The sequence below is a fragment of the Streptomyces sp. NPDC044033 genome, from assembly GCF_056434425.1.
On the sequence record NZ_JBWKFF010000021.1, the window covers coordinates 96,777 to 118,775 of the forward strand.

General features: G+C 71.8%; 20 protein-coding genes. 9 read left to right on the forward strand and 11 right to left on the reverse strand.

Features of this window, described 5'->3' with window-relative positions; genetic code table 11:
• Positions 1 to 114 precede the first annotated feature (114 nt).
• Together AC07AB_RS31080 and fahA are read right to left on the reverse strand one after the other, a co-directional pair.
• Positions 115 to 768: a GOLPH3/VPS74 family protein gene (locus tag AC07AB_RS31080; RefSeq protein WP_478573816.1), complete on the reverse strand. Its 654-nt coding sequence runs from the start codon at positions 766 to 768 to the stop codon at positions 115 to 117.
• Positions 765 to 1,940, reverse strand: coding sequence for a fumarylacetoacetase (fahA, locus tag AC07AB_RS31085; RefSeq protein WP_478573819.1), 1,176 nt, complete (start codon positions 1,938 to 1,940; stop codon positions 765 to 767). Before fahA ends, AC07AB_RS31080 begins: the two co-directional genes overlap by 4 nt.
• Positions 1,941 to 2,181: 241 nt before the next feature.
• Between fahA and AC07AB_RS31090 the strand changes: the two genes are divergently transcribed.
• The 4 genes from AC07AB_RS31090 to AC07AB_RS31105 all read left to right on the forward strand — a co-directional run bounded on the left by AC07AB_RS31090 (position 2,182) and on the right by AC07AB_RS31105 (position 6,009).
• On the forward strand, positions 2,182 to 3,441 hold the full coding sequence (locus AC07AB_RS31090) for a carboxylate--amine ligase (protein ID WP_478573821.1): 1,260 nt from the start codon (positions 2,182 to 2,184) through the stop codon (positions 3,439 to 3,441).
• Positions 3,442 to 3,460: 19 nt separating this feature from the next.
• Positions 3,461 to 4,666, forward strand: a complete 1,206-nt coding sequence (locus AC07AB_RS31095) for an FAD-dependent oxidoreductase (protein WP_478573824.1) — start codon at positions 3,461 to 3,463, stop codon at positions 4,664 to 4,666.
• 31 nt (positions 4,667 to 4,697) lie between these two features.
• A complete protein-coding gene (locus AC07AB_RS31100) occupies positions 4,698 to 4,820 on the forward strand; it encodes a DUF397 domain-containing protein (protein ID WP_478573826.1) in 123 nt (40 codons plus the stop codon).
• A gap of 166 nt (positions 4,821 to 4,986) precedes the next feature.
• Positions 4,987 to 6,009 carry a methyltransferase domain-containing protein gene (locus tag AC07AB_RS31105; RefSeq protein ID WP_478573829.1) on the forward strand — a complete coding sequence of 341 codons (1,023 nt, stop codon included), beginning with the start codon at positions 4,987 to 4,989 and terminating at the stop codon, positions 6,007 to 6,009.
• 6 nt (positions 6,010 to 6,015) lie between these two features.
• Here the strand turns inward: AC07AB_RS31105 and AC07AB_RS31110 are convergent, their stop codons facing one another.
• Both AC07AB_RS31110 and AC07AB_RS31115 read right to left on the reverse strand, forming a co-directional pair.
• A complete protein-coding gene (locus AC07AB_RS31110; protein ID WP_478573832.1) occupies positions 6,016 to 8,040 on the reverse strand; it encodes a CocE/NonD family hydrolase in 2,025 nt (674 codons plus the stop codon).
• Between the two features lie 18 nt (positions 8,041 to 8,058).
• Positions 8,059 to 9,549: a peptide MFS transporter gene (locus tag AC07AB_RS31115; protein WP_478573835.1), complete on the reverse strand. Its 1,491-nt coding sequence runs from the start codon at positions 9,547 to 9,549 to the stop codon at positions 8,059 to 8,061.
• 275 nt (positions 9,550 to 9,824) lie between these two features.
• Here AC07AB_RS31115 and AC07AB_RS31120 point away from each other — a divergent pair, with 275 nt between their 5' ends.
• The 4 genes from AC07AB_RS31120 to AC07AB_RS31135 all read left to right on the forward strand — a co-directional run bounded on the left by AC07AB_RS31120 (position 9,825) and on the right by AC07AB_RS31135 (position 14,694).
• Complete coding sequence (locus AC07AB_RS31120; RefSeq protein WP_478573838.1) at positions 9,825 to 10,835, forward strand: polyprenyl synthetase family protein; 1,011 nt, start codon at positions 9,825 to 9,827, stop codon at positions 10,833 to 10,835.
• 501 nt (positions 10,836 to 11,336) lie between these two features.
• Entirely contained in the window at positions 11,337 to 12,626 is a 1,290-nt protein-coding gene (locus tag AC07AB_RS31125; RefSeq protein WP_478573841.1) for a LolA family protein, read from the forward strand.
• A gap of 228 nt (positions 12,627 to 12,854) precedes the next feature.
• Positions 12,855 to 13,820, forward strand: a complete 966-nt coding sequence (locus AC07AB_RS31130) for an ABC transporter ATP-binding protein (protein WP_478573980.1) — start codon at positions 12,855 to 12,857, stop codon at positions 13,818 to 13,820.
• Complete coding sequence (locus tag AC07AB_RS31135) at positions 13,807 to 14,694, forward strand: ABC transporter permease (protein ID WP_478573844.1); 888 nt, start codon at positions 13,807 to 13,809, stop codon at positions 14,692 to 14,694. The genes AC07AB_RS31130 and AC07AB_RS31135 overlap by 14 nt, the downstream gene beginning before the upstream one ends.
• A 67-nt stretch (positions 14,695 to 14,761) precedes the next feature.
• Here the strand turns inward: AC07AB_RS31135 and AC07AB_RS31140 are convergent, their stop codons facing one another.
• The 7 genes from AC07AB_RS31140 to AC07AB_RS31170 form a co-directional block, all read right to left on the reverse strand.
• Positions 14,762 to 16,117 (reverse strand): M28 family metallopeptidase, encoded by a 1,356-nt coding sequence (locus AC07AB_RS31140; protein ID WP_478573847.1) that lies wholly within the window; start codon positions 16,115 to 16,117, stop codon positions 14,762 to 14,764.
• Between the two features lie 57 nt (positions 16,118 to 16,174).
• On the reverse strand, positions 16,175 to 17,176 hold the full coding sequence (rarD, locus tag AC07AB_RS31145; RefSeq protein WP_478573850.1) for an EamA family transporter RarD: 1,002 nt from the start codon (positions 17,174 to 17,176) through the stop codon (positions 16,175 to 16,177).
• Positions 17,177 to 17,516: 340 nt separating this feature from the next.
• Positions 17,517 to 18,638 carry a methyltransferase domain-containing protein gene (locus AC07AB_RS31150; RefSeq protein WP_478573853.1) on the reverse strand — a complete coding sequence of 374 codons (1,122 nt, stop codon included), beginning with the start codon at positions 18,636 to 18,638 and terminating at the stop codon, positions 17,517 to 17,519.
• The gene (locus AC07AB_RS31155) at positions 18,635 to 19,639 is read right to left on the reverse strand and encodes an MvdC/MvdD family ATP grasp protein (protein ID WP_478573856.1); all 1,005 of its coding nucleotides are present in this window, start codon (positions 19,637 to 19,639) and stop codon (positions 18,635 to 18,637) included. The genes AC07AB_RS31150 and AC07AB_RS31155 overlap by 4 nt, the downstream gene beginning before the upstream one ends.
• A complete protein-coding gene (locus AC07AB_RS31160; RefSeq protein ID WP_478573858.1) occupies positions 19,639 to 19,914 on the reverse strand; it encodes a hypothetical protein in 276 nt (91 codons plus the stop codon). Before AC07AB_RS31160 ends, AC07AB_RS31155 begins: the two co-directional genes overlap by 1 nt.
• A 300-nt stretch (positions 19,915 to 20,214) precedes the next feature.
• Positions 20,215 to 20,760 (reverse strand): DUF6624 domain-containing protein, encoded by a 546-nt coding sequence (locus AC07AB_RS31165; protein ID WP_478573861.1) that lies wholly within the window; start codon positions 20,758 to 20,760, stop codon positions 20,215 to 20,217.
• Between the two features lie 18 nt (positions 20,761 to 20,778).
• Positions 20,779 to 21,132 carry a hypothetical protein gene (locus AC07AB_RS31170; RefSeq protein ID WP_478573864.1) on the reverse strand — a complete coding sequence of 118 codons (354 nt, stop codon included), beginning with the start codon at positions 21,130 to 21,132 and terminating at the stop codon, positions 20,779 to 20,781.
• 99 nt (positions 21,133 to 21,231) lie between these two features.
• Between AC07AB_RS31170 and AC07AB_RS31175 the strand changes: the two genes are divergently transcribed.
• Positions 21,232 to 21,999: a DUF5753 domain-containing protein gene (locus tag AC07AB_RS31175; RefSeq protein WP_478573867.1), complete on the forward strand. Its 768-nt coding sequence runs from the start codon at positions 21,232 to 21,234 to the stop codon at positions 21,997 to 21,999.

Here is a 21,999-nt window from a genome sequence, read left to right on the forward strand (position 1 = left end):
GGTATAGATAACCCCACACACCCCCCCCCCCCCCCCCCCCCCCCCCCCCCCCCCCCCCTCTCCCCCCCCCCCCCCCCCCCCGCGCTGCCCGTACGAGCGGCAGGGCGGGCCCGGTCAGTTGCCGGACTCCGCCGACTTGTCGCGCTGCACGTTGCGGTGCACGGCCAGGGCCGGCCACTCCTCCCGTACCAGGCGGCGCGTGGAGCGGCGCAGATGGCGGGCGCCGAAGCCCGGTACGAGATGGCTCGTCATGCCCGTGGCGGTGGCCAGCGAGCCCAGGGCGCGGCCGCGCTGGTCGGGGAAGCCCGCGCGCATCGCCGCCTCGAAGCGCTGCCGGGCCGGGGTGGTCCAGTCGACGCTGCCCGCGGGGTAGAGGCGGTAGCGGATCAGGCCGAGGAAGCGCCGGTCCTCCGCCCGTAGCGCGCCGCGCTCCACCAGCCGCTCCAGCCACGGCCCCTGCAAGTGCCGCCCCGAGCGCCGTACCCAGCCGCGGGGGCGGGGCCCCCGGTCGCCGCGGCCCTTGCCCGGCGCGGGCAGGGTGGCCATCGCGGCGGCCAGCAGCGGCTCCCGCGGCGGCAGCGGATTGACCACCGTGATGCGGCCGCCCTGCTCCACGATGTGCCCGGAGAGCTGGAGCTCCGCGAGTACGGCGCCGGCCACGCCGTACTGGAGGAACCGCGCCCTGCACAGCCGCCGCCCCGCGGTGGGGTGGTGGGCGAGGAGCAGCAGCTCTTCGGGGAGCGTGAGGTGGGGCGCGGCGAACGTCATGGTGCGCCGGCGTCCGTGGCGGTGGCTTCGGTGCGAGCGGGCGCGATCCGGCCGGTGACCTCGCCGAGGCCGATGCGGGAGCCGTCGGGGCCCGGGGCCCAGGCGGTGATGGTGACCTCGTCCCCGTCCTGGAGGAACGGGCCCTTCCCCTTGGTGAGTTCGAGGAGGCACCCCAACTGGTGCTCCTCGGGGCCGCTGACCGTGCCGGAGGCGAAGAGGTCGCCGGTGCGCAGGGTCGCGCCGTTGACCGTCAGGTGCGCGAGCTGCTGTGCGGCCGTCCAGTACATGGTGGAGAAGGGCGGGGACGTCAGCGGCTCGCCGTTGAGGGCGACCTCGATGCGGATGTCGAGCCCGGCGGGCTCGGCGGCCGAGTCGTCGAGGTAGGGGAGCAGCGGGTAGGTGCGCTCCGGCGGGGCCGTACGGGCGTCGTCGAAGGCGTCGAGCGGGGTGATCCAGGCGGAGACGGAGGTCGCGAAGGACTTCCCGAGGAACGGGCCGAGCGGCACGTACTCCCATGCCTGGAGGTCGCGCGCCGACCAGTCGTTGACGAGGCACACGCCGAAGACGTGGTCGCGGAAGCCGTCCAGCGGCACCGGAGTGGAGGAGGGGGTTCCGACGACGAAGCCGACCTCGGCCTCGATGTCCAGGCGGCGGGAGGGTCCGAAGGTCGGGGCGTCGTCGGCGGGGGCCTTGCGCTGGCCGCTGGGGCGTACGACCTCGGTGCCGGTGACGACGACGGTGCCCGCGCGGCCGTGGTAGCCGATGGGGAGGTGCTTCCAGTTCGGGGTGAGCGCGTCGCCGTCGGGGCGGAAGATCCGGCCGACGTTGGTGGCGTGGTGCTCGCTCGCGTAGAAGTCGACGTAGTCGGCCACCTCGAAGGGGAGGTGGAGGGTGACGTCGGCCAGCGGGAGGAGAAACGGTTCCTCGCTGATCCAGTCGCGCACCTCGGCCCGTACCGCCTGCCAGGCGGGGCGCCCCGCGGCCAGCAGCGGTCCCAGGTCGGGAGCGGCCAGCAGCTCGGCGTGGACGGAGCCGCGGACGGCGGCGACCGCGCCGGCGTCCAGTACGCGCTCGCCGTAACGGACGCCGATCCGCCGCCGCTCGGGGGCGTCGGCGGTGGTGAACACGCCGTACGGGAGGGTGTGCGGGCCGAAGGGGTCTTGCTGGGGCATGGGGTGCTGCCTCGCCTTCCTCGTCGCCGATTGGCTCGGACCAGATTACGGCCTGTCGCCCGCTGGGCAACCGGTCGCAGCCGCCCCGGTAGGAGACGTTCCGGCCGATCCGCGCCGCGATCCTTAAAGCGCGTGCAATGTCCCGAAACGCCTTGCTGGAGCGGACGATTCCGAAGTAGCGTTCCATGTCGGGGCACGCACAGTGGGGGGCCACTGCGCTGCGGTGGCCGAGGGGGAGCTGGTGGCGAGCAGAAGCACGCCCGTAGCGGCGGACCGGTCCGTTCCCGCACTGATCGTCAAGTTCGGCGACTACCCGCTGCACCACGGCGGAGTGGGCGCCATCCGCAGCCTGGGCCGCCTGGGCGTCCCCATGTTCGCCGTCACCGAGGACCGCTGGACCCCCGCCGCCGTCTCCCGCTACCTCAACCGCGGCTTCGTCTGGCCGACGACCGGCACCGAGCGCGCCGAGCGGCTGGTCGAGGGGCTGCTGGGGATAGGCCGCCGGATCGGCCGGCCGACGCTGCTGATCCCCACCGACGAGGAGGCGGCGGTGCTGATCGCCGAGCAGGCGGACGCGCTCCGCGGGCGCTTCCTCTTCCCCCGGGTGGAGCCGGAGTTACCCCGCCGCCTCGCCAGCAAGCAGGGCCTGCACCAGCTCTGCGTGGAGCACGGAGTGCCCTCCCCGGCCGCCGTGTTCCCCGATTCGTATGACGAGATCGCGCGGTACGCGGCCGTCGCGCGCTTCCCCGTCGTCGCCAAGAACCGCGAGGCGTACGAGCGGCGCCGCAAGCCCGCCGTGCACGGCACGACGCGCATCGGCGACCCCCGGGAGCTGCTGGAACTGGCGCGGGAATGGGGCCCGCGGCCCGGCGTGATACTCCAGGAGTACCTGCCGCGCGAGGAGGCCGAGGACTGGATCGCCCACGCCTACTTCGACGCGGAGAGCACGGCGCTGTCGATGTTCACGGGGGTCAAGGTCCGCTCCTGGCCGCCGCACGCCGGGATGACGGCCAACGCGTACGTGGTCGACAACCCCGAACTGGCCGAGATGACGGCGCAGTTCATCAAGCGGATCGGCTTCTCCGGGATCGTCGACCTCGACTGGCGGTACGACCGGCGCGACGGCCTGTACAAGCTGCTGGACTTCAACCCCCGCATGGGCGCCCAGTTCCGGCTCTTCGAGAACGAGCACGGCATCGACGTCGTACGCGCCCAGCACCTCGACCTCACCGGCCGCAAGGTCCCCGAGGGCGAGCAGCTCGCGGGGCGGCGCTTCATCGTCGAGAACATCGACCTGCCCGCGTTCGCCGCGTACCGCCGCAGCGGCTACACCACGCCGCACGCGCCCGCGCGCGCGAGCTCCACGGAACTGGCCTGGCTCGCCCGCGACGACCTGAAGCCGTTCTTCACGATGCTCGTCCGGTTCGTCCGGCCGGGCGCTCTGCACCTGCTGCAACTGTGGCGCTCACGTCGCTCGCGCCGTCGCGCCACTGCCAAGTAACGCCCTGGGGAGGGGACTCGTGACACATCCGGTAGCAGTCATCGGGGCCGGTCCGTACGGTCTCTCGACGGCCGCCCACCTACGGGCCCGAGGGGTGCCCACCCGCGTGTTCGGCGCGCCGATGGTGAGCTGGCGCGAGCACATGCCCGCCGGGATGCTGCTCAAATCGACGCCGGCCGCCTCCAGCATCGACGCCCCGCAGCCCGGCCACACGCTGCTCGACTTCTGCCACGAGGCGGGGGAGCGGCGGTACGAGTCGGACTGGGACATCATCCCCGTCGAGACCTTCGCCCGGTACGGGGAGTGGTTCCAGCAGCGGCTGGTACCGGAGCTGGAACAGGTGCGGGTGGTCTCCGTCGACCGGCCCGCCAAGGGAGGGGCCGGCTTCGAGTTGAAGCTCGACTCGGGGGAGCAGTTCACGGCGCGCGCCGTGGTCGTCGCCACCGGGCTGTCCGGGCTCGCCCACCTGCCGCCCGAACTGGCCCCCGCCGCGCCCGACGGGCCCTCGGCCGCCGGCCCGGTGTCGCACAGCTCGCAACACCGCGACCTGTCGCGCTTCGCCGGGGCCCACGTCGTCGTGGTCGGGGCCGGCCAGTCGGCGCTGGAGAGCGCGGTACTGCTCGCCGACGCCGGCGCCGCCTCGGTCCGGGTGGTGGCGCGCGGCCGGGGCGCGGTGCGGTTCGGCTCGGCCCCGGACGGCCAGTCGGCGCTCCGCCCGGAGACGCCGTTCGGCCGCGCCTGGTCGCTGTACGCCCTGACGTACTACGCCGAAGGCTTCCGCCATCTCCCGCCGCCGACCCGGAAGTTCCTCGTCAAGCGGGTGCTCGGGCCGCTCGGCGCGTGGTGGCTGCGGGACCGCTTCGTCGGCCGGGTACAGGTCACCGAGGGGAAGCGAATCGTACGGGCACGCGTTGCGGACGGCCGCCCGGTACTCACCCTGACCGGGTCCGACGGCCCCGCGAGCGAACTGCCCGCCGACCATGTCCTGGCCGCGACGGGCTACCGCGTGGACCTGGCCGCCCTGGGCTTCCTCGGCCACGGCCTCCGCGCCCGCCTCGCGGTGGGCGCGGGCGGCCCGCGCCTGGACGCCGGCTACGGCTCATCGATACCGGGCCTGCACTTCACGGGCCTCCCGGCGGCGGCGAGCTTCGGCCCGGTGATGCGCTTCGTATGCGGCACGGAGTACGCGTCGCCGCGGGTGGCGAGGGCGGTGGCGGGGAGGTAGGGGCCACTGGTTGGGGCCTGGTTGAGGAGTCGTGCCCGTACGGGACAGCAACGTTCCGCATGGGTCGGCGCTCACTCTCGGCCCGGCCGCGTGGGCCGCGTTTGTGGGTTTCGCGGCTGGGTGGAACGGATCACTCGTTCGAGTTGTTCGGTAGTAATCGTGTTCCCCTGATGCGTGGTTGAGACCACGATGGAGCCCTGGTCTCTTGGAGGGGGAAGCCGGTGGGCATGTCGGTCGGGGCGCTTGCGCCCGATTGGGTTTCGGCCTGCGCTGCCGTGCCCCGGGCGTCGTTCCTGCCCGACCTGATGTGGCCCCACGATATGGGCACCGGGCAGAGCGCCGCCGTCAGCAGAGAGCTGGACCCGGAGGGCTGGCAGCGGCGGGCGGAGGCGGATGAGCCCATCGTCACGCAGTGGGATGACGGAGCCCACGACGGCGACGGCCCCGGCAAGTCGTTCAGTTCGTCGTCGTCCATGCCGAGCCTGGTGTTCTCGATGCTCGGGGACCTCGATGTGCGGCCGGGGCAGCGCGTGTTGGAGGTCGGTACGGGCACGGGGTGGAACGCCGCGCTGCTCGCCCATCGGCTCGGCGCGGCGAACGTCGTCACGGTGGAGGTGGACGGCGCGGTGGCCGCTCGGGGGCGGGCCGCTCTGGAGCGGTTCGGGCTGCCGGTTCACGTGGTGCATGGGGACGGGGCCCTGGGGTGTGCCGGGCGGGCTCCGTTCGATCGGGTCATCGTGACGTGCGGGGTGCGGAGCGTTCCGGGTGCGTGGATTCAGCAGACACGGCCCGGTGGGGTGATCCTGCTGCCCTGGGGGACCTATTACGGGGCCGAAGAAGCCACCGCCCGGCTTGTCGTCGACAGCGATGGGCTGAGTGCCTCCGGGCCCTTCACCCGCTCCGTGGCGTTCATGCGGATGCGCTCCCAGCGTTCCGTATGGCCCCGGCATGACGCGTACGTGCCGGGGCCGGAGGCCATGGACGCCGCGGAGGTCTCGTTCACCGAGGTGCCGGAAGCCGCTTTCCGGGGGGCCGGGTTCGTGATCGGGCTCCGGGTGCGGGACGTCGCCCACAACGCCGACCGCGAGCGCGGCGGCCGGCGGGCCGTCTGGTTCTACGGGCTGACGGACCGGTCCTGGGCCGTTGTGGTCTTCCGGGGCGACCGCGCGCGGGCCAAGGTGTACCAGGCCGGGGCCCGGCGGCTCTGGGGCGAGGTGGAGGGCGCTTACCGCTGGTGGGACGGGCACGGGCGGCCCGGCCCCGAGCGGTTCGGGCTCACTGTCCGCTCGGAGGGGCGGGCCGCCGTCTGGCTGGACCGGCCGGATGGCGCCTGGGGCGTCTGAGCGGCGTCAGCCCGCCGTGCGCGGCAGGCGGTTGCGCCATTCGCGTTCGAAGACGATCTCCTCGCCCTCCCGGCACGTCACCTTGTTGTACGTCACGAAGTCGGCCGCGTCCGCCGTGATCTCCGACTCCGTGTCCACCCGTACGTCCCAGCCGATGTCCGGGCGGTGCAGGCGGATGTGCCAGTCCGAGCGGGTCCGGGCGCTGAGGGGGTCGTAGGTGCGGATGCGGTACGTCTCCAGGGCGTCCTCGGTGAACTGGAGGCCGTCGGGGTAGACGCGCGTGCCGCCGTAGCGGGGGTCGACCTCCAGGGTCCAGTCGGCGGTGGCCACGTCGCGGATGACGCGGCGCTCCGGGCGGGCAGACGCCGCCTCGGGGTATTCGACGCCCAGCGGCTCGGACTGCTCCGGGGGTTCGAAGACGATGGGCGGCCGGGCCGCGTCCGAGGCGGGGTCCCTGACCGGCAGGTCCATGGCGCTGTGCGACGGGTGCACTGTCCAGCCCGCGGCGTCGGGCTGCGGCCAGATCCACGGCCAGTAGGCGGAGGAGAGGGAGAGCCGGATGCGGTGGCCGGGCGGGAAGGCGTGGCCGATGCCGTTGAGGTCGAAGGCCACGTCCTCGGTCGCGCCCGGTTCCCACTCGACGCTGCGGTCGCGGCCGTGCCGCGCGGCCAGGTTGAGGACGCCCCGGGTCACCAGGGTGGAGGAGCCGTCCGGGGCCACGTCGCAGACGCGGGCGATGACCTGGCCGCGCCTTGCCTGCGAGGTGAGGCGGAGCCGGACCCGGGGGCGGCCGAGGATCTCCACCCGGTCGGTGAGGGCGGCGGAGTCGAAGGAGACCGAGCGGCCGTCCTCCTCCCGCTGGTCCGGCGGCAGGTCCGCGTCGTTGCCGAACGGGAAGAAGCGGCCCGCGTCGACGCCGGTGTGCTGCGGCGAGGCGACCTCGACCGGCGCGTCGCCGGGCAGCGCGTAGGCGGTCGTACGGATCGCGGGGGAGGGCCAGGTGTCCTCGCCGACCCAGCGGCCGGGCAGCTCGGTGTAGACCGTGGCCGGCGGGTGGGACTCGCTGATCCAGGCCCGTAGCAGGGGGTCGCCCATGACGCCGGTGTCGGCGTCTTTCAGCCAGTGGTCCCACCAGCGCAGGGTCTCCTGGAGGAAGCCGATGGCCGGGCCGGGCGGCAGGCCGCGGTCCGGGTACTGGTGCGACCAGGGGCCGAGCAGGCCGCGTACGGGCGCGCCGCCGTCCCGGGAGAGGTTCTCGACGAGGCGCAGCACGGTGTCCCGGTACGGGTCGTGCCAGCCGCCCACCGCGAGCACGGCCGCGTTGATCGCGGAGTAGTCCTCGCTGACGCTGCCGTGCCGCCAGTAGGCGTCGCGCGACTGGTGGGCCAGCCAGGTGTGGATGAAGGGGTCGACGGTCTCCAGCCGGTCCAGCCACATCTGCCGCCAGGCGTCGCCGACCTGGGTGGGGTCCGGCGGCCGGGAGACGAAGGCCAGCATGGTGGCGGCCCACGCGTGCATGTCCACGGCGAGCACGGAGCCGCCCATGTAGTGCACGTCGTTGTCGTAGCGGTCGTCCGCCGAGCAGACCGTGATGACCGCCTTGAGCGCCTCGGGGGCGCGGGCGGCGATCTGGAGGCTGTTGAAGCCGCCCCAGGAGATGCCGAACATCCCGACCCGCCCGCTGCACCAGGGCTGGGCGGCGAGCCACTCCACCACCGCGACGCCGTCGGCGAGCTCCCGCTCGTCGTACTCGTCGCCGGGCATCCCATGGGAGTTGCCGTGGCCGCGCACGTCGACGCGTACGGACGCGTAGCCGTGGCCCGCGTACCAGGGATGTCTCTGCTCGTCGCGGGGCGCGGTCCAGTCGCCGAGCCGGTAGGGCAGGTATTCGAGGAGGGCCGGTACGGGCTCGGAGCCGTACGGGCGCCAGATCCGCGCGTACAGCTCGGTGCCGTCCGCCATGGGGATGCGGACGTCCTCGCGGAAGGTGCGGTGCGGGAAGTCGGTGCGGATATGCGGGGTGTTCTGCATGGCGTGGTCCCAACAGCCTCAGTGGACGGGGTGCATGGTGCGGCGCAGCCAGGGGCCGACGGCGATCACCGCGATGCCCGCGATGACGGCGATGGCCCCGTTGGCGCCGAAGTACAGCGCGTTCGAGATCTCGCCGAAGAGCTTCACGGTCTGCGCCTGGATGCCGTTGGCGAGGGCCAGTGAGAGGAACCACAGGGCCATCGTCTGGCTGGCGAAGGCGGCCGGGGCGAGCTTGGTGGTCGCGGACATGCCGGTGGTCTCCAGCAGGATGTCGCCGAGCCCGAGGAGTACGTACGAGACGACCAGCCACCAGGCGGCCATCTTCCAGTCGCCGGCGCGGCCGGTGGTGGCGGGCACCATGACGAGGAAGGACAGGCCGCCGAGGATCACTCCGTAGGCGATCTTGTGGGAGGCGTGCGGCTGCCGGCGGCCCATCCGGACCCAGAGCGCGGCGACGAACGGGGCGAGTACCACCTCCACCACGCCGAGCACGGAGTTGTACCAGGTGGAGGGGAAGTCGAAGCCGAAGACGGAGGTCCGCGCGTGATCGGCGGCCAGCAGCGTCATCGTCGAATACGACTGGAAGAGGATGAAATTGAAGACCACGGACGCGGCGAACAGCACCATGTACGGGCGCAGCCTGCCGCGTTCGGGCGCGCTCACCCGCGGGCTGCGGAACATGACGGTGAAGTAGACGACCGGCGCGATCACGGAGATGACGGTGATGGCGTCGACGGTGCGGTCCATGGTCAGCCACCCCGCGGCGTGCAGCGCGAGTGCGACGGCGGCGAGCGCGACCACGCCCCCGGCGATCAGCAGGGCGGCGCGGCGCATGGCGGCGGGCGGCAGCGCGAACTCGGCGCTGTGCTTGCGGCCGGCCAGGCCGCGGCGGCCGAGCACGTACTGGGCGATGCCGAAGGTCATGCCGATCGCGGCGGCGGAGAACCCCCAGTGCCAGCCGACCTTCTGGCCGAGCCAGCCGGTGATCAGCGGGCCGAGGAACGCCCCGATGTTGATCCCCATGTAGTACAGCGCGAACCCGGCGTCGCGCCGCGCGTCGTCGGTCGCGTACAGCTTTCCGACCATGGTGGAGACATTGGGTTTGAGCAGGCCCGTACCGGCGATGATCAACCCTAGGCCGACCCAGGTCATGGCGCCGGCGGGCACGGCCATCGCATAGTGCCCGCAGGCGATGAGCACGCCGCCCCACAGGACGGCGCGGTAGGTGCCGAGGATTCGGTCGGCGAGCCAGCCGCCCGCGACCGAGACGAGGTAGACCAGGGTGCCGTAGGCGGCGGTGACGGAGGCGGCGGTGTTCGAGGCCATCCCGAGGCCGCCGTGGGCCAGGGTGTCCGCGAAATACAGGACCAGGATGGCCTGCATGCCGAGGAAGGAGAACCGCTCCCACATCTCCAGGCCGAAGAGGGTGAGCAGGCCGCGGGGGTGCCCGAAGAAGGAGTGGTCGGCTGCGGTCGGCGGTCTCTCGTCGGCCGGTGCGGTCTCGGACAAGGCGCTGGCTCCAAGGTCATCAGTGTTCCGACTGCCGTTGCTGCCCCTTCCTTTCCGGGCAAAACCCGATGCTTTGGGTGATCAAGAACATACCGGGTGGAAAAGCGGGCTGCGCGGCGGCGGACGCCGACCGGACGCCGCGCGGAGCGGCCGACCGGGCACTTTGCCGGGCAGGCGGCCACGGTGATCCATACGGGACCGGATACGCTGACTTTCGGTGGAGACAGCGATACATCGACAAACCTCGTGATCGCAGGCAGACAGGAGTAACCCTCGTGACCGTCGTAGGGCCCTTCGGGCTGAGCGTGCGGGACCAGGCTCTTGAAGCCGATGTCCAGGCCGGGCTGGCCGCCGTCGAGGAGGGCCTCCTGGAGGCCACCAAAAGCGAAGTGCCATTCATCACCGAGGCCGCGCAGCATCTCGTGCGGGCGGGCGGCAAGCGGTTCCGGCCGCTGCTGGTGATGCTCGCCGCCCAGTTCGGCGACCCGTACGCGCCGGGCGTCGTGCCCTCGGCCGTCGTCGTGGAACTCACCCACCTCGCGACGCTCTACCACGACGACGTGATGGACGAGGCCGAGGTGCGGCGCGGCGTGGACAGCGCCAACGCCCGCTGGGGCAACTCCGTCGCCGTCCTGACCGGCGACTTCCTCTTCGCACGCGCCTCGCACATACTGGCCGACCTGGGCCCGGAGGCGGTGCGCATCCAGGCCGAGGCGTTCGAGCGCCTGGTCACCGGCCAGATCCTGGAGACGGCCGGCCCGAGCGACGGCCGGGACGAGGTCGAGCACTACCTCGACGTCCTGGCGGGCAAGACCGGCTCGCTGATCGCCGTCGCCGGGCGGTACGGCGCGATGATGGCCGGGGCCGACGAGGGCACGGTCGACATCCTCACCCAGTACTGCGAACGGCTCGGCATCGCCTTCCAGCTCGCCGACGACGTCCTCGACATCGCGAGCGAGGGCCACGAGTCGGGCAAGACCCCGGGTACGGACCTGCGCGAGGGCATCCCCACGCTGCCGGTGCTGCGGCTGCGCGAACAGGCCGCGGCGAGCGGTTCGGCGGACGACCGCGAGCTGGTCGAGCTGCTGAGGGGCGACCTCACGGACGACGCCCGGCTGGCGCACGTACTCGGCCGCCTCCGGGTGCACCCGGCCCTGGAGCAGGCCCGCCGCGACACGGTCCGCTACGCCCAGGACGCCCGTACGTGCCTGGCCCCGCTGCCGGACGGGTTCGCGAAGTCGGCCCTTGAGGAACTGTGCGACGCGGTGGTGCACCGCGCGGGCTGAGGCCCTGTGCGGGCACGGCCCGCTGCTGCTCGGCTGATCGGCTGATCGGCCGTACGGGCCGCACACCGCCCGCGGTCGTACGGGCCGCCCGTCGCCCGTAGATGTACGGGCCAGACGTCGTCGGTGGGCGTACGGGCCAGACCTGGCCCCCGGGCGGGCGGGGCCGCTCCTCGTCCGCGGCCGTACGGGGCCGCGCCTCTCCCACAGCCGTACGGGCCGTGGCGGAGCCGGATTCCACGGGCGTACGAACCGTGGCGGAGCCGGGGGCTCCCCCTAAGGGATCGGGGGCGAGCAGTGAGCCAACTGGGGTACCCCGTCTCCCTGATGACGAGTGGACGTCATACCGGAGGCGTACACGGAGCTGATCCCCGGGGCTGACGTTTCTTACCGGCCGTTTTGATGGGATTGGTAGCGTCACCACAGGGCGGTCGGGCGACAATGGCCCGAGGGTGGACGAGTGCAGGACGCGAGAGACCGCCGCCGACGACGGAGGTAGAGCAGATGCCACTGATCCGACCGACACACGAGACCGACGGCGCGGGCGAGGCCCAGGAGCCTCGCGCGGGGCGTCGCAAGGCGATCCGGTACGGAGTACCGGTCGCGGTCGCGGGGGTGGCGGCGGCGACGATCGGGCTGGTCCCGGCGCTCGCCAGCAGCGGCGACCCCAGCCTTCCGAAGATCACCGCCCAGGACCTGATAGCCAAGGTCGCGGCCTCCGACACCCAGCAGCTGTCCGGTTCGGTGAAGATCTCGACCGACCTGGGCCTGCCCTCGCTGCCGTCCGGCATGTCGCTCGGCGGGGACAGCGCCGGCAAGGGCGGCGGCTCCGACGCCTCCCCGACGTCCAAGCTCACCGAGCTCGCCGCCGGTACGCACACGCTGCGGGTGGCCGCCGACGGACCCGACAAGCAGCGCCTGTCGATCGTGGAGAAGGCCGCCGAGTACAGCCTGATCCACAACGGCGACCAGCTCTGGGGCTACGACAGCGGCAGCAACTCCGCCTACCACGCGACCGTTCCGAAGGATGCCTCCGGTAAGGGCAAGGGCTCCTCCGACGCGTCGAAGGGGCTGCGCGGCGCCTCCCCGCAGGAGCTCGCCAAGCAGGCGCTGGCCGCCGTGGACGACTCCACCTCGGTGTCCGTCGACGGCACGGCCAAGGTCGCCGGGCGGGACGCGTACCAGCTGTCGATCAAGCCCAAGCAGAGCGGTTCGACGATCGAGTCGATCCGGATCGCGGTCGACGCGAAGAACGGCGTGCCGCTGAAGGTCACGGTCAACCCGAAGAGCGGCGGCAAGCCGGTCGTCGACGCGGGCTTCACGAAGGTCGACTTCGGCAAGCCGGCCGCCAGTACGTTCGACTTCACGCCGCCGAAGGGCGCGAAGGTCACGGAGGCGAAGGACGCCAAGGCCGACGCCGGGCGCAAGGGCGGCTCCGGCCCCTTCACCGGCAAGGGCGCGGACAAGGCCGAGGACTGGGCCAAGAACTTCGGCGGCGCGAAGGGCGACTCCGAGGTCAACGTCACCGGCAAGGGCTGGGCCTCGGTCGCCGAGATCTCGATGCCCAAGGGCAGCGTCCCCGGCAAGAGCGGCACGGACAGCAAGGGCGGCAAGGGCAGCGGTGACGCGTCGGGCCTGATGGACTCCTTCGGCACGAAGGTGTCCGGGAAGTTCGGCTCCGGCCATGTCTTCAGCACCCGGCTGGTCAACGCCCTGCTGACGGACGACGGCAAGCTCTACGTCGGCGCGGTCGACAAGGACGCGCTGGTCAACGCGGCGAACAACGCCAAGTAGGCAGGCGCCCGCCGTTCCGCACCACTCTGCCCCGGCCGCCCGTCGGCCGGGGCAGAGTGCTCGGGGCGGGGCGGGGCGGGGCGGGGCGCGGGCAGGCCGGCGGAACGGCAGGCCGGCGGAACGGCAAGTCGGCTGGACAGCCGGGAGACGAAGGTGGAGCCCGTGAACGACGCGTCCCGACCGCACCTGGCGCCGCCGCCCGCGCGCCGGCCCGCCGCCCCGGCTCCGGTGCCGCCGGATGCCGAAGCCGTGATCGCGACGCGCGGGCTCAGCAAGCGCTATCGCGGCGGGCAGCTGGCCGTCGACGGGCTGGACCTCACCGTGCCGCGCGGCAGCGTCTTCGGGTTCCTCGGGCCCAACGGTTCCGGGAAGACGACCACGATCCGGATGCTCGTCGGGCTGATCGAGCCGACGTCCGGCGTCGCGCGCGTCCTGGGCGAGGCGATGCCGCGCGGGGGGCGGCGGGTGCTGCCGAGGGTGGGGGCGCTCATCGAGGGCCCCGCTCTCTACGCGTTCCTGAACGGCCGCGACAACCTCGCCCGGTACGACGCCGCCGACCCGACCGCCGACCCCCGTACCCGGGCCGCCCGGGTCTCCGCCGCCCTGGACCGCGTCGGCCTGGCCGCCGCCGCGGGCAAGAAGGCGCGCGCGTACTCGCTCGGCATGAAGCAGCGGCTCGGGCTGGCCGCGGCCCTGCTCCAGCCGCGCGAACTGCTCGTACTCGACGAGCCGACCAACGGCCTCGACCCGCAGGGCATGCGCGAGATCCGCACCCTGGTGCGCGAGCTGGCCGCCGAGGGCACCACCGTCTTCCTCTCCTCCCACCTCCTCGACGAGATCGAGCAGGTCTGCACGCACACCGCGGTCATGGCGCAGGGCCGGCTGCTCACCCAGGGCACGGTCGGCGAGCTGGCCGGGGCCGCCCGCGGCAGGCTGGCCGTCACCACCCCCGACACGGCGGACGCGGTGCGCGTCCTCAAGGAGCACGGAGTGAGCGACCTCGTCGTCGCCGACGACCGGATCACCGGCGAACTGCCGACGGCGGAGCCCGGCGGCGGCCCCCTCGACCTCGCCGACCTCAACGCCGCCCTGGTACGGGGTGGGGTGCGGGTGCGCGGGTTCGGCACGGAACGGGCCTCGCTGGAGGACGCCTTCGTCGCGCTCACCGGGGAGGGCTTCGATGTCGCGGGTTGACGCCGGGGCACGGGCCGGGGCCGTGCGCGCGCCCAGTCCGCTGTGGCGCCTGGGGCTGGTCCGCAGCGAGATCGGTACGACCTTCCGCCGCTGGCGGACGCTGGCGCTGCTGGCCGTGCTCGCGGCCGTACCGGTCCTGGTCGGCATCGCCGTGAAGATCCAGACGGACGACGGCGGTTCGTCGGGCGGGGGCGGCGCCGGCGGGCCCGCGTTCATCGCGCAGGTCACCAACAACGGGCTCTTCCTGGTCTTCACCTCGCTCGCCGCGACGCTCCCGTTCTTCCTGCCGATGGCGATCGGGGTGGTGGCGGGCGACGCGATCGCGGGCGAGGCGAGCTCCGGAACGCTCCGCTATCTGCTGGTCGCCCCCGCGGGCCGGACGCGCCTGCTGCTCGCCAAGTACGCGACCGTGATCGCCTTCTGCCTGGCCGCGACCCTGGTGGTCGCCGTCTCGGCGCTGGCGGTGGGGGCGCTGCTCTTCCCGCTGGGCGACGTCACCCTGATCTCCGGGACGACGGTCTCCTTCGCGGACGGCCTGCTGCGGGCCGGGGCGATCGCGGTCGCCGTCGCCGCGTCACTGGTGGGCGTCGCGGCCGTCGGCCTGTTCATCTCCACGCTCACCAACAGCGGCATCGCCGCGATGGCGGCGACCGTGGGGCTGCTGATCACCGTCCAGATCCTCGACCAGTTCCCCCAGCTGGACGCCGTACGGCCCTATCTCTTCTCGCACTACTGGCTCTCCTTCGCCGACCTCCTGCGGGACCCCGTCTACTGGGACGAGCTCCTGAAGAACCTGGGCCTCCAGGCCCTGTACGCGGCGGTCTTCGGGTCGGCGGCCTGGGCGCGCTTCACCACCCGCGACATCACGGTGTGACGCGGGCGCCGGCGGGACGGCGCGAGGGGGCCGGGGGCGAGTGGCCGCCGGCCCCGGTGCGGGTGGTTCAGAAGGTCAGCTTCCAGCTGTCGATGTAACCGGTGTCCTGCGGGCCGGTGTCCTGCACGCGGAGGTTCCAGGTGCCGTTCGCGGTCTCGGACGACGCGTCGACGGTGTACGTGGCGATGACGTTGTCGGCCGAGTCATTGCCGCTGGCGGCCTTGAGGCTGAAGGTGCGGCCGCTCGGGCCGACCAGGGCGACGGTGAGGTCGCCGCGCCAGGTGTGCTTGATGTCGACGCCCACCTTGAGGGTGGCGGGTGCGTTGCCCGGGATGCCCGTGACGGTGACGGGCGAGTCGACGGGCGCTCCGGCGTCGGGGATCTGGACGTCGGCGGTGTTCTCGAAGGTCTTGCCGGGCGGGTTGGTGGAGCCGCCGCTCAGCGACCAGACGGCGCTCGCGATGGCGTCGCTGTTGACGTCCAGGGCGGTGTCGTTGATGTTCGCCGAGGTGTCGCAGGAGCCGTGGTAGCAGCGGTCGAAGGCGCGGCCGGAGGTGCCGCCCCACTTCTGGGCCTGGGCCGCGGTCTTGATGTAGTCGGCGCCGCTGAAGAGGCCGCCGACGCGGACGCCCGCGCTCTTGAAGGGCGCGTGGTCGGAGCGGCCGTCGCCCTCGGTCTCGATCTCGGTGGGGATGTTCTTGGTGGCGTAGTAGTCCTTGAAGACCTTCTCCAGCTGCGCGTCGTCGTCGTAGACGAAGTAGCCGGGGTTGGGCGAGCCGATCATGTCGAAGTTCAGATAGCCGTCGATCTTGGAGCGCTCGGCGCCCGGCAGGTTGTTGACGTAATACCGGGAGCCGACCATGCCCAGCTCCTCGGCGCCCCACCAGGCGAACCGCAGGTGCTTGTCGGGCTTGTAGCCCTCGCGGGCGGCGGCGAGGGCGACTTCGAGTATGGCCGCCGAGCCGGAGCCGTTGTCGTTGATGCCCGGGCCCGCGGTGACGGAGTCGAGGTGCGACCCCGCGAAGATCACGTGGTTGAGGTCGCCGCCGGGCCAGTCGGCGACGAGGTTGTAGCCGGTGGCGCCGCTGGAGGTGAACTGCTGCACGGTGGTGGTGAATCCGGCGGCGTCCAGCTTGCCCTTCACATAGTCGAGGGACGCCCGGTATCCGGCCCGGCCATGGGCGCGGTTGCCGCCGTTGGAGTTCGCTATCGACTGCAACTGGGCCAGGTGCGCCTTGACGTTGGCGACCGGGATGTCGGGGGCGGCGACGGTGGGTGCCGCGACGGTGGGTGTGGTGGGCGCCGGGCCCGCGGCCGATGCGGGGGCGGTGCCGAGGAGGGCCGCGGTCGCCGCGGCGCCGACGGTGAACAGGGCGAGACCGCGGGATCTTCGGTGCAGGGGCTGTCCGGTGCTGTGAGGCATGGGGGGCTCCCAACTCTGTTGACGTGGGCATGATGCTGAGGGCGCCCCATGCCACCGTCAAGGGCGGGATTCGGACAGTGATTCCCGGATATCGGGCCCCTCGGCGGGCCCTTCGGGGCCGTTGGCGCGCGCGGTGGCGGCGTGCCCGGCCCTCGCCGCCGCCAGCTCCGCCCGCCCCTTGCGGACCGTACGCAGCGCGTCCCAGCTCAGCAGCGCCAGCGCCAGCCAGACCAGCGCGAACCCCGCCCACCGCTCGGGCGGCATCGCCTCGTGGAAGACGAGGAGCCCGAGCAGGAACTGGAGCGTCGGCGCCAGGTACTGGAGCATCCCGAGCGTGGAGAGCGGCAGCCGCACCGCCGACGCCCCGAAGAGGATCAGCGGCAGCGCGGTCGCGATGCCGCACCCCGCCAGGAGCAGCGCGTGCCCGGCCCCGTCGGAGGTGAAGGTGGACTGGCCGCGCGCCCCCAGGAAGATCAGGAAGCCGAGGGCGGGCAGGAACTGGAGGGTGGACTCGGCGGCCAGCGACTCCAGTCCGTCCAGCCCGATCTGCTTCTTGACCAGGCTGTACGTGCCGAAGGAGAACGCCAGCGTGAGCGCGATCCAGGGCAGCTTGCCGTAGCCGACGGTCAGCACGACGACGGAGATCACGCCGACGCCGACGGCCGCCCACTGCACGCGCCGCAGCCGCTCGCGCAGCACGAGCACGCCGAAGGCGATGGAGACCAGCGGGTTGATGAAGTAGCCCAGGGCCGCCTCGACGACATGGCCGCTGTTGACGCTCCAGATGTACATCCCCCAGTTCACGGAGATGACGGCCGCCGCGACCGCGACGAGCGCGAGCTTCTTCGGCCGGCGCAGCAGCGGGCGCACCCAGGACCAGCGGCGCAGCACGAGCAGGGCGAGCCCGACGGCCGCCATCGACCAGGCCATGCGGTGGGCGAGGATCTCGATCGCGCCGGAGGACTGGAGCAGATGCCAGTAGAGCGGCAGCAGTCCCCATATGCCGTAGGCGATGAGGCCGTATACGAGGCCGGTGCTGGTGTCGGATCGCGACGTCAAGAGGTCCTCCCCGGGGGACGTGGTGGCCCGTTGACGGTAGCGCCGCGGAGACCGCCTGTCAGGTGCGTTCTGTATGACGGTCGTTACCTGGGGTAGGCGGCCCGCCCGGCCTGGCTTTGGCTCCGGCCCCGTTCTCGCACGCAGCCGTTTCACCGCCCGTTCCACGTCGAAGGGCAGGATCGTCACCGTGTCCCGCAAGTGCTCCACGGACCTGGCCGACTGGTCGCCCGTGCCGCGTGCAGCGGCCGGCCCAACAGCGGGGAGTACGTGCGCTGGGGGATCGGCACGGCAGACATGCAAACGCCCGCTGTGCTCGGGGGCGTGTGACAGTCGGTGCTGGTCAGGCGCTCAGTGGCCAGCTTGGGCCGTCGGGAGTGTCGAGCCAGACCCGCTGTGCTGTGCCGCTGACGCTGACGCCGTAGCGGTCGGAGGCGGGCTTGCCGTTGCCGCGGAAGACGGCGTATGTCTCTTCGAGGTGTGTCCAAAGGCGGCGGGGGCCGGCCTCGGTCGCGGTGCCGTCCGCGTCAAGGCCGGCGATGGAGCCGTCGGGGGACCATACGCGCGCGCCGTTGGGGGCGGGGTTGTCGTCGAGGTCGTACTGCCAGACAAGGCCGGGCTCGACGATGCCGACGAGGAACCGGAAAGCGTTGTTGAAGAGCATCGCGGTGGGCAGCGTGGAGGGGCGCCCGGGTGCGTCGGAGAGTTGGGCGAGGTCGCCTTTGGGCGGGCCGGTCTCTTCACCGTGGCGTAGCGGCATGAATGCGGCGGTGCCGATGAACCGGCCCTCTGCGGTGCGGGGGCCGGTGCGATGGATGCGGGCGAGTCCGAGACCGAGCGGGGCCAGAATGAGCCCGCCGTCGGCGAGCTGGTCGAGCCACGCCGGGGGCACGGATTCGATGCCGCACGTTGCCAGGATGCACCCGTACGGGGCCGCGGCGGCGTGGCCGTGCACACCGTCGCCGGTGATGACGCGCGGTCGGTATCCGGCCTTGGCGAGGCGCTCGCGGGCGGGCTCGGTCAGCTCATCCGTCAGGTCGACGGTCGTCACGTGCTGCTCACCGAGACGGTGCGCGAGCAGGGCCGAGTTGTAGCCGGTGCCCGTGCCGATTTCGAGCACGGTGGTGTCGTTGTCGGCGATGTTGAGGGCTTCGAGCATTTCCGCCATGAGCGAGGGGACAGTGCTGGACGAGGTCGGGGCACCGTCGGTGCGTTGCGTGATGAGGGTGCGGTCGGCGTAGACGCCGGCGAGCCATTCCTCGCGGGTGTCGGGGTCGTCTCCGCTGACGCGGCGCCCGCTGTTGTCGTAGTAGGCGGGTACGAAGACGTGGCGGGGGACGTGCTCGAACGCGTCGCGCCATGCCGGGGTGACGAGGTCGCCGGAGTCGCTGAGGGCTTGGGCGAGTTCGACCCGCAGCGCGGCGGCCCGCTCGTCGAGTCCGGGGTCGGGAGCGGGGTTCGTCATGCGGTGGTGCCTTTCTCGAAGAGGTCGGCGAGCGCGTGCGTGATGGGTTCGCGGGTGCGGTCGATCCATGCCCACTGGCCGTTGGCGTTCACGTCGATGAGGTGGTGGGTGCCCTTGCTGTCGACGATCAGGTCGAGGGCGGCGAAGACGAGGCCGAGACGGTCCAGCAGGGTGCGCATGCCGTCGGCGACGGCGACGGGCAGCTCGGCGGGGCCGTAGCTGAGGCTCTCTGCGTCGCGGCGCCAGTCGAGGCGGGCGGGCCCATCGGGTGCGTGGACGGCGACGGGGAACAACTGGCCGTCGACGACGGTCACGCGGACCTCGTACGCCTTGTCGGTGATTTCCCGTTGGAACAGATGGGTGGTCAGTGCGATTCGGGGGTCGCTCCACTGCTCGCGCGGTACGCGGCGGGTGTAGAGCTGTCCACGCTGTCCGCCCTCGGTGTGCACGATGCCGCCGAGGACTTTGGTCACGATGTGCCCGCCGCATCGTTCGGCGAACGGGGGGACGTCGTCGGGGTTGTTGGTGATCAGTGTCTCCGGTACATGGAGGCTGACCTCGATGGCGGCGGCAAGCTGGCGGGGTTTGGTGCAGTCCGCGTTGCGCTCGGGCCGGTTGACCCATAGGACGTCGGGCAGCGAGCCGAGCACACCGGATACGGCGCGTTTGGCCTGTGAGGCGGCGAAGTCCTGCTCGGGGCCGCTCATGGTGTCGGGAAAGGCGAAGCGGGTGGGCTTGCGCCACCACACCGCGCACAGCTCGGACAGGTCGATTCCGTGTGTGCGGCCGTGCATCTGCCCGCCCCATCGGCCATCGGGCCGCAGTTCGGCGGACAGGGCCGAGGCAGTCGGGAAGTCGGCAAGGTCCGTACGCCAGAACGGTACGCCGCGGCGGTTGAGCTCGCGCAGGACGTAATCGGCGGTCGGGTCGAGGGCGTAGGTCACGACGAGCACGCGCGGCGGCGCCGCGCCGCGCGTGCTCTGCCCGTAGGCGTGAGTCATCAGTCGTCGTTCTCGTCGTGATCGACGGCGATCGCGTCCTTGCCGTCCGACGGGGTGTTGCATGCCGTACCGGCCATGCACTCGACATCGAGGGCAACCTGCCCGTCGGCGAGGGAGAGCTGCGAGACCGGGTCGACGGCGACCGCGGGGCGACGGCCGGGGGTAACCAGGGAGGTCAGCGCATCCAGCCCGAACGGCCGGGTAGCGAGCGGGCCGGCAGGCTCGGTTCGGATCGCGTGAGACAGGGTCGGAACTCGTTCAGTGGGTACAGACATGCCGTGTGTTCCCTTCGCTCAGTCTTGCGGATCGGTTGGCGTGTGCGGTGGTGCACCGCCCCGAACAACGAGCCTGTGAACAAGCCGAGTTGTCCGAGGCGGGGACTGAGTCGTCACCAGTTGGCGACGGCGATCGCGGGGTCGTAGTCGATACCAGCCGTGGCCAGGGCGGCGGCGGTGCCCGAGGCGCGGCGGAGCGGTTGCCCTCACCAGATGTCAAGGCAGGCGATGGAGTAGCGCATTGTGTAGTCGCGTCCTCTTGACTCGGTCGCTGGCGACGTTCTGTCCCGGCGGCCGGTGCTACGACTCCATCGGGGCGCTTTGCCGTCGAGTCCGGAACGCGGCCTCGTACTCGGCGTGCCGTCCGAGCCCGACCTCGGCGCGGCGTGCGTCGAGGTGGTCCGGGTCGGCGACGTCCCACAGGCGAGTGCCGTGACCGTCGCCGGTGTCGAGGTACTGCGTGCCGAACAGTTGCGGTTCTCGCTGGTGCATGAGGCACCGGTCGGTGAGGTACGCGAGGTGCCATGCGGGTGCCTCGCCGCGGGCGACGGCGTCGCGGAGCATGTTCAAGGCTCTCAGCTGAAAGTCGAGTTCTGCGTGCTGGGCGATGAGCCATGCCGCGGTTGTGGCCTGCTCGCCGACGAGGGAGAGGCCGGGCCATCCGTACTCGTCGAGGATACGGGCAAGAGCGGCGGTGTTGTCGGTGTCGACGGTGCGCATCAGGTCGCCGTCGGGAGCGACGCTCGGACAGTTCTCGCGTACGCCGCGGGCGTGTTGGTCGGTGGCCATGCGGCGCAGCAACTCGTCGGCGACGGCGGGATACTGCGTCGGTGTGGGGTCGGGCATGGCTCTGTCCCTCTCTGCCTACCTGGCGGGCGGTCGGCGGGTGGCCGATGAAGAGTGCAGCCACTGACGGGCTGCGGTGGCACGGTCGTGCTGTTCCTCGGGTACGACGATGCGCCGCTCTCTTCGGGGAACGCCGACCGCGGGCTGCCGGCGGACGACAGCGTTCGCCGGCACATATACGCGGGTGACCTCGATGTGGACCGAGCGGCCGACTACGTAGGCGTTGCCGTCCTCGAACTCAAGTCGCTTACGCCTGCCGGCGAGCTCCCGCACATCGGCGACGGCGTGCGGGATGCCGCCTACGGCGATCACGTCGCGAGGCCGGACACTGTCGGCGGCAATGGTCACGGTCTGCACGAGTGGATCAGGCATACGGAGCCCTTCGCTGGGGAGGTGAGGCATGCGCCCCTACCGCAGGCGGTCGGGCCGCATAGGCGGAGCTCGACCGGGGCCATCACGGCAGGGGCGGGGGTGGGGGCGCAGCTCAACTGTCATAACTCCAAGATCAGCCGTGTTGAGCTCGCGAGGCGGGCCTGCACGCGCAAGGACTTTGACGCCTTCATGGAGCTGTACGAGGTTGACGAGGAGAAGCGCGCGGAGCTCGCCGAGTTGATGGTCCGGGGCAAACAGCGCATCCCGCCGTGGTGGCAGGCGTACGCGGATGTGATCTCCGCGAACTACGCCGAATTTCTGGCCTACGAGTCGGAAGCGGTCCGCTGTCTTGAGTACCAACCGCTACTCATTCCGGGACTGTTGCAGACGGACAGCTACGCCCGCGCGATCACCGGTCCGGGCTTCGCTGCTCTCGGCCCTGACCAGGTCGACAGCCTTGTCGAGGTTCGGATGCGTCGGCAGGAGCGCCTGCGCGATGATGAGACGCTGACGCTCGACGCTGTAGTTACCGAGGCCGCGCTGCGCCTGCAAGTGGGCGGAGCGGAAACTATGCGGGCTCAGCTTCGCCACCTCGCCGAAGTCGCATCACTCCCGAACGTGACATTCCGCGTGATTCCCTTCGAGGCGGGGGAGAACGGGGCAAGCACGGGAGCTTTCACGCTCTTCAGCGATGGGCAGGAGAGTGATGCAGACGTAGCCTTTATGGAGTCGACGGAAGCGACCACCTTCCGGGATGATGCGCTCGGGCTACGCCGCCTGAACCGCCTGTTCAGCAACCTGGCTGGGGCCGCGCTGTCGGAGCAGGACACTGTGAAGCTGGTCGAACGTATCGAGAAGGAACGGTGA

Coding starts and splice junctions, on each gene's coding strand:
- AC07AB_RS31170 (WP_478573864.1), bottom strand. CDS start 21,132: ATGCCTGATCCACTCGTGCAGACCGTGACCATTGCCGCCGACAGTGTC.
- AC07AB_RS31135 (WP_478573844.1), top strand. CDS start 13,807: ATGTCGCGGGTTGACGCCGGGGCACGGGCCGGGGCCGTGCGCGCGCCC.
- AC07AB_RS31155 (WP_478573856.1), bottom strand. CDS start 19,639: ATGACTCACGCCTACGGGCAGAGCACGCGCGGCGCGGCGCCGCCGCGC.
- fahA (WP_478573819.1), bottom strand. CDS start 1,940: ATGCCCCAGCAAGACCCCTTCGGCCCGCACACCCTCCCGTACGGCGTG.
- AC07AB_RS31165 (WP_478573861.1), bottom strand. CDS start 20,760: ATGCCCGACCCCACACCGACGCAGTATCCCGCCGTCGCCGACGAGTTG.
- AC07AB_RS31125 (WP_478573841.1), top strand. CDS start 11,337: ATGCCACTGATCCGACCGACACACGAGACCGACGGCGCGGGCGAGGCC.
- AC07AB_RS31160 (WP_478573858.1), bottom strand. CDS start 19,914: ATGTCTGTACCCACTGAACGAGTTCCGACCCTGTCTCACGCGATCCGA.
- AC07AB_RS31080 (WP_478573816.1), bottom strand. CDS start 768: ATGACGTTCGCCGCGCCCCACCTCACGCTCCCCGAAGAGCTGCTGCTC.
- AC07AB_RS31110 (WP_478573832.1), bottom strand. CDS start 8,040: ATGCAGAACACCCCGCATATCCGCACCGACTTCCCGCACCGCACCTTC.
- AC07AB_RS31150 (WP_478573853.1), bottom strand. CDS start 18,638: ATGACGAACCCCGCTCCCGACCCCGGACTCGACGAGCGGGCCGCCGCG.
- AC07AB_RS31105 (WP_478573829.1), top strand. CDS start 4,987: ATGGGCACCGGGCAGAGCGCCGCCGTCAGCAGAGAGCTGGACCCGGAG.
- AC07AB_RS31140 (WP_478573847.1), bottom strand. CDS start 16,117: ATGCCTCACAGCACCGGACAGCCCCTGCACCGAAGATCCCGCGGTCTC.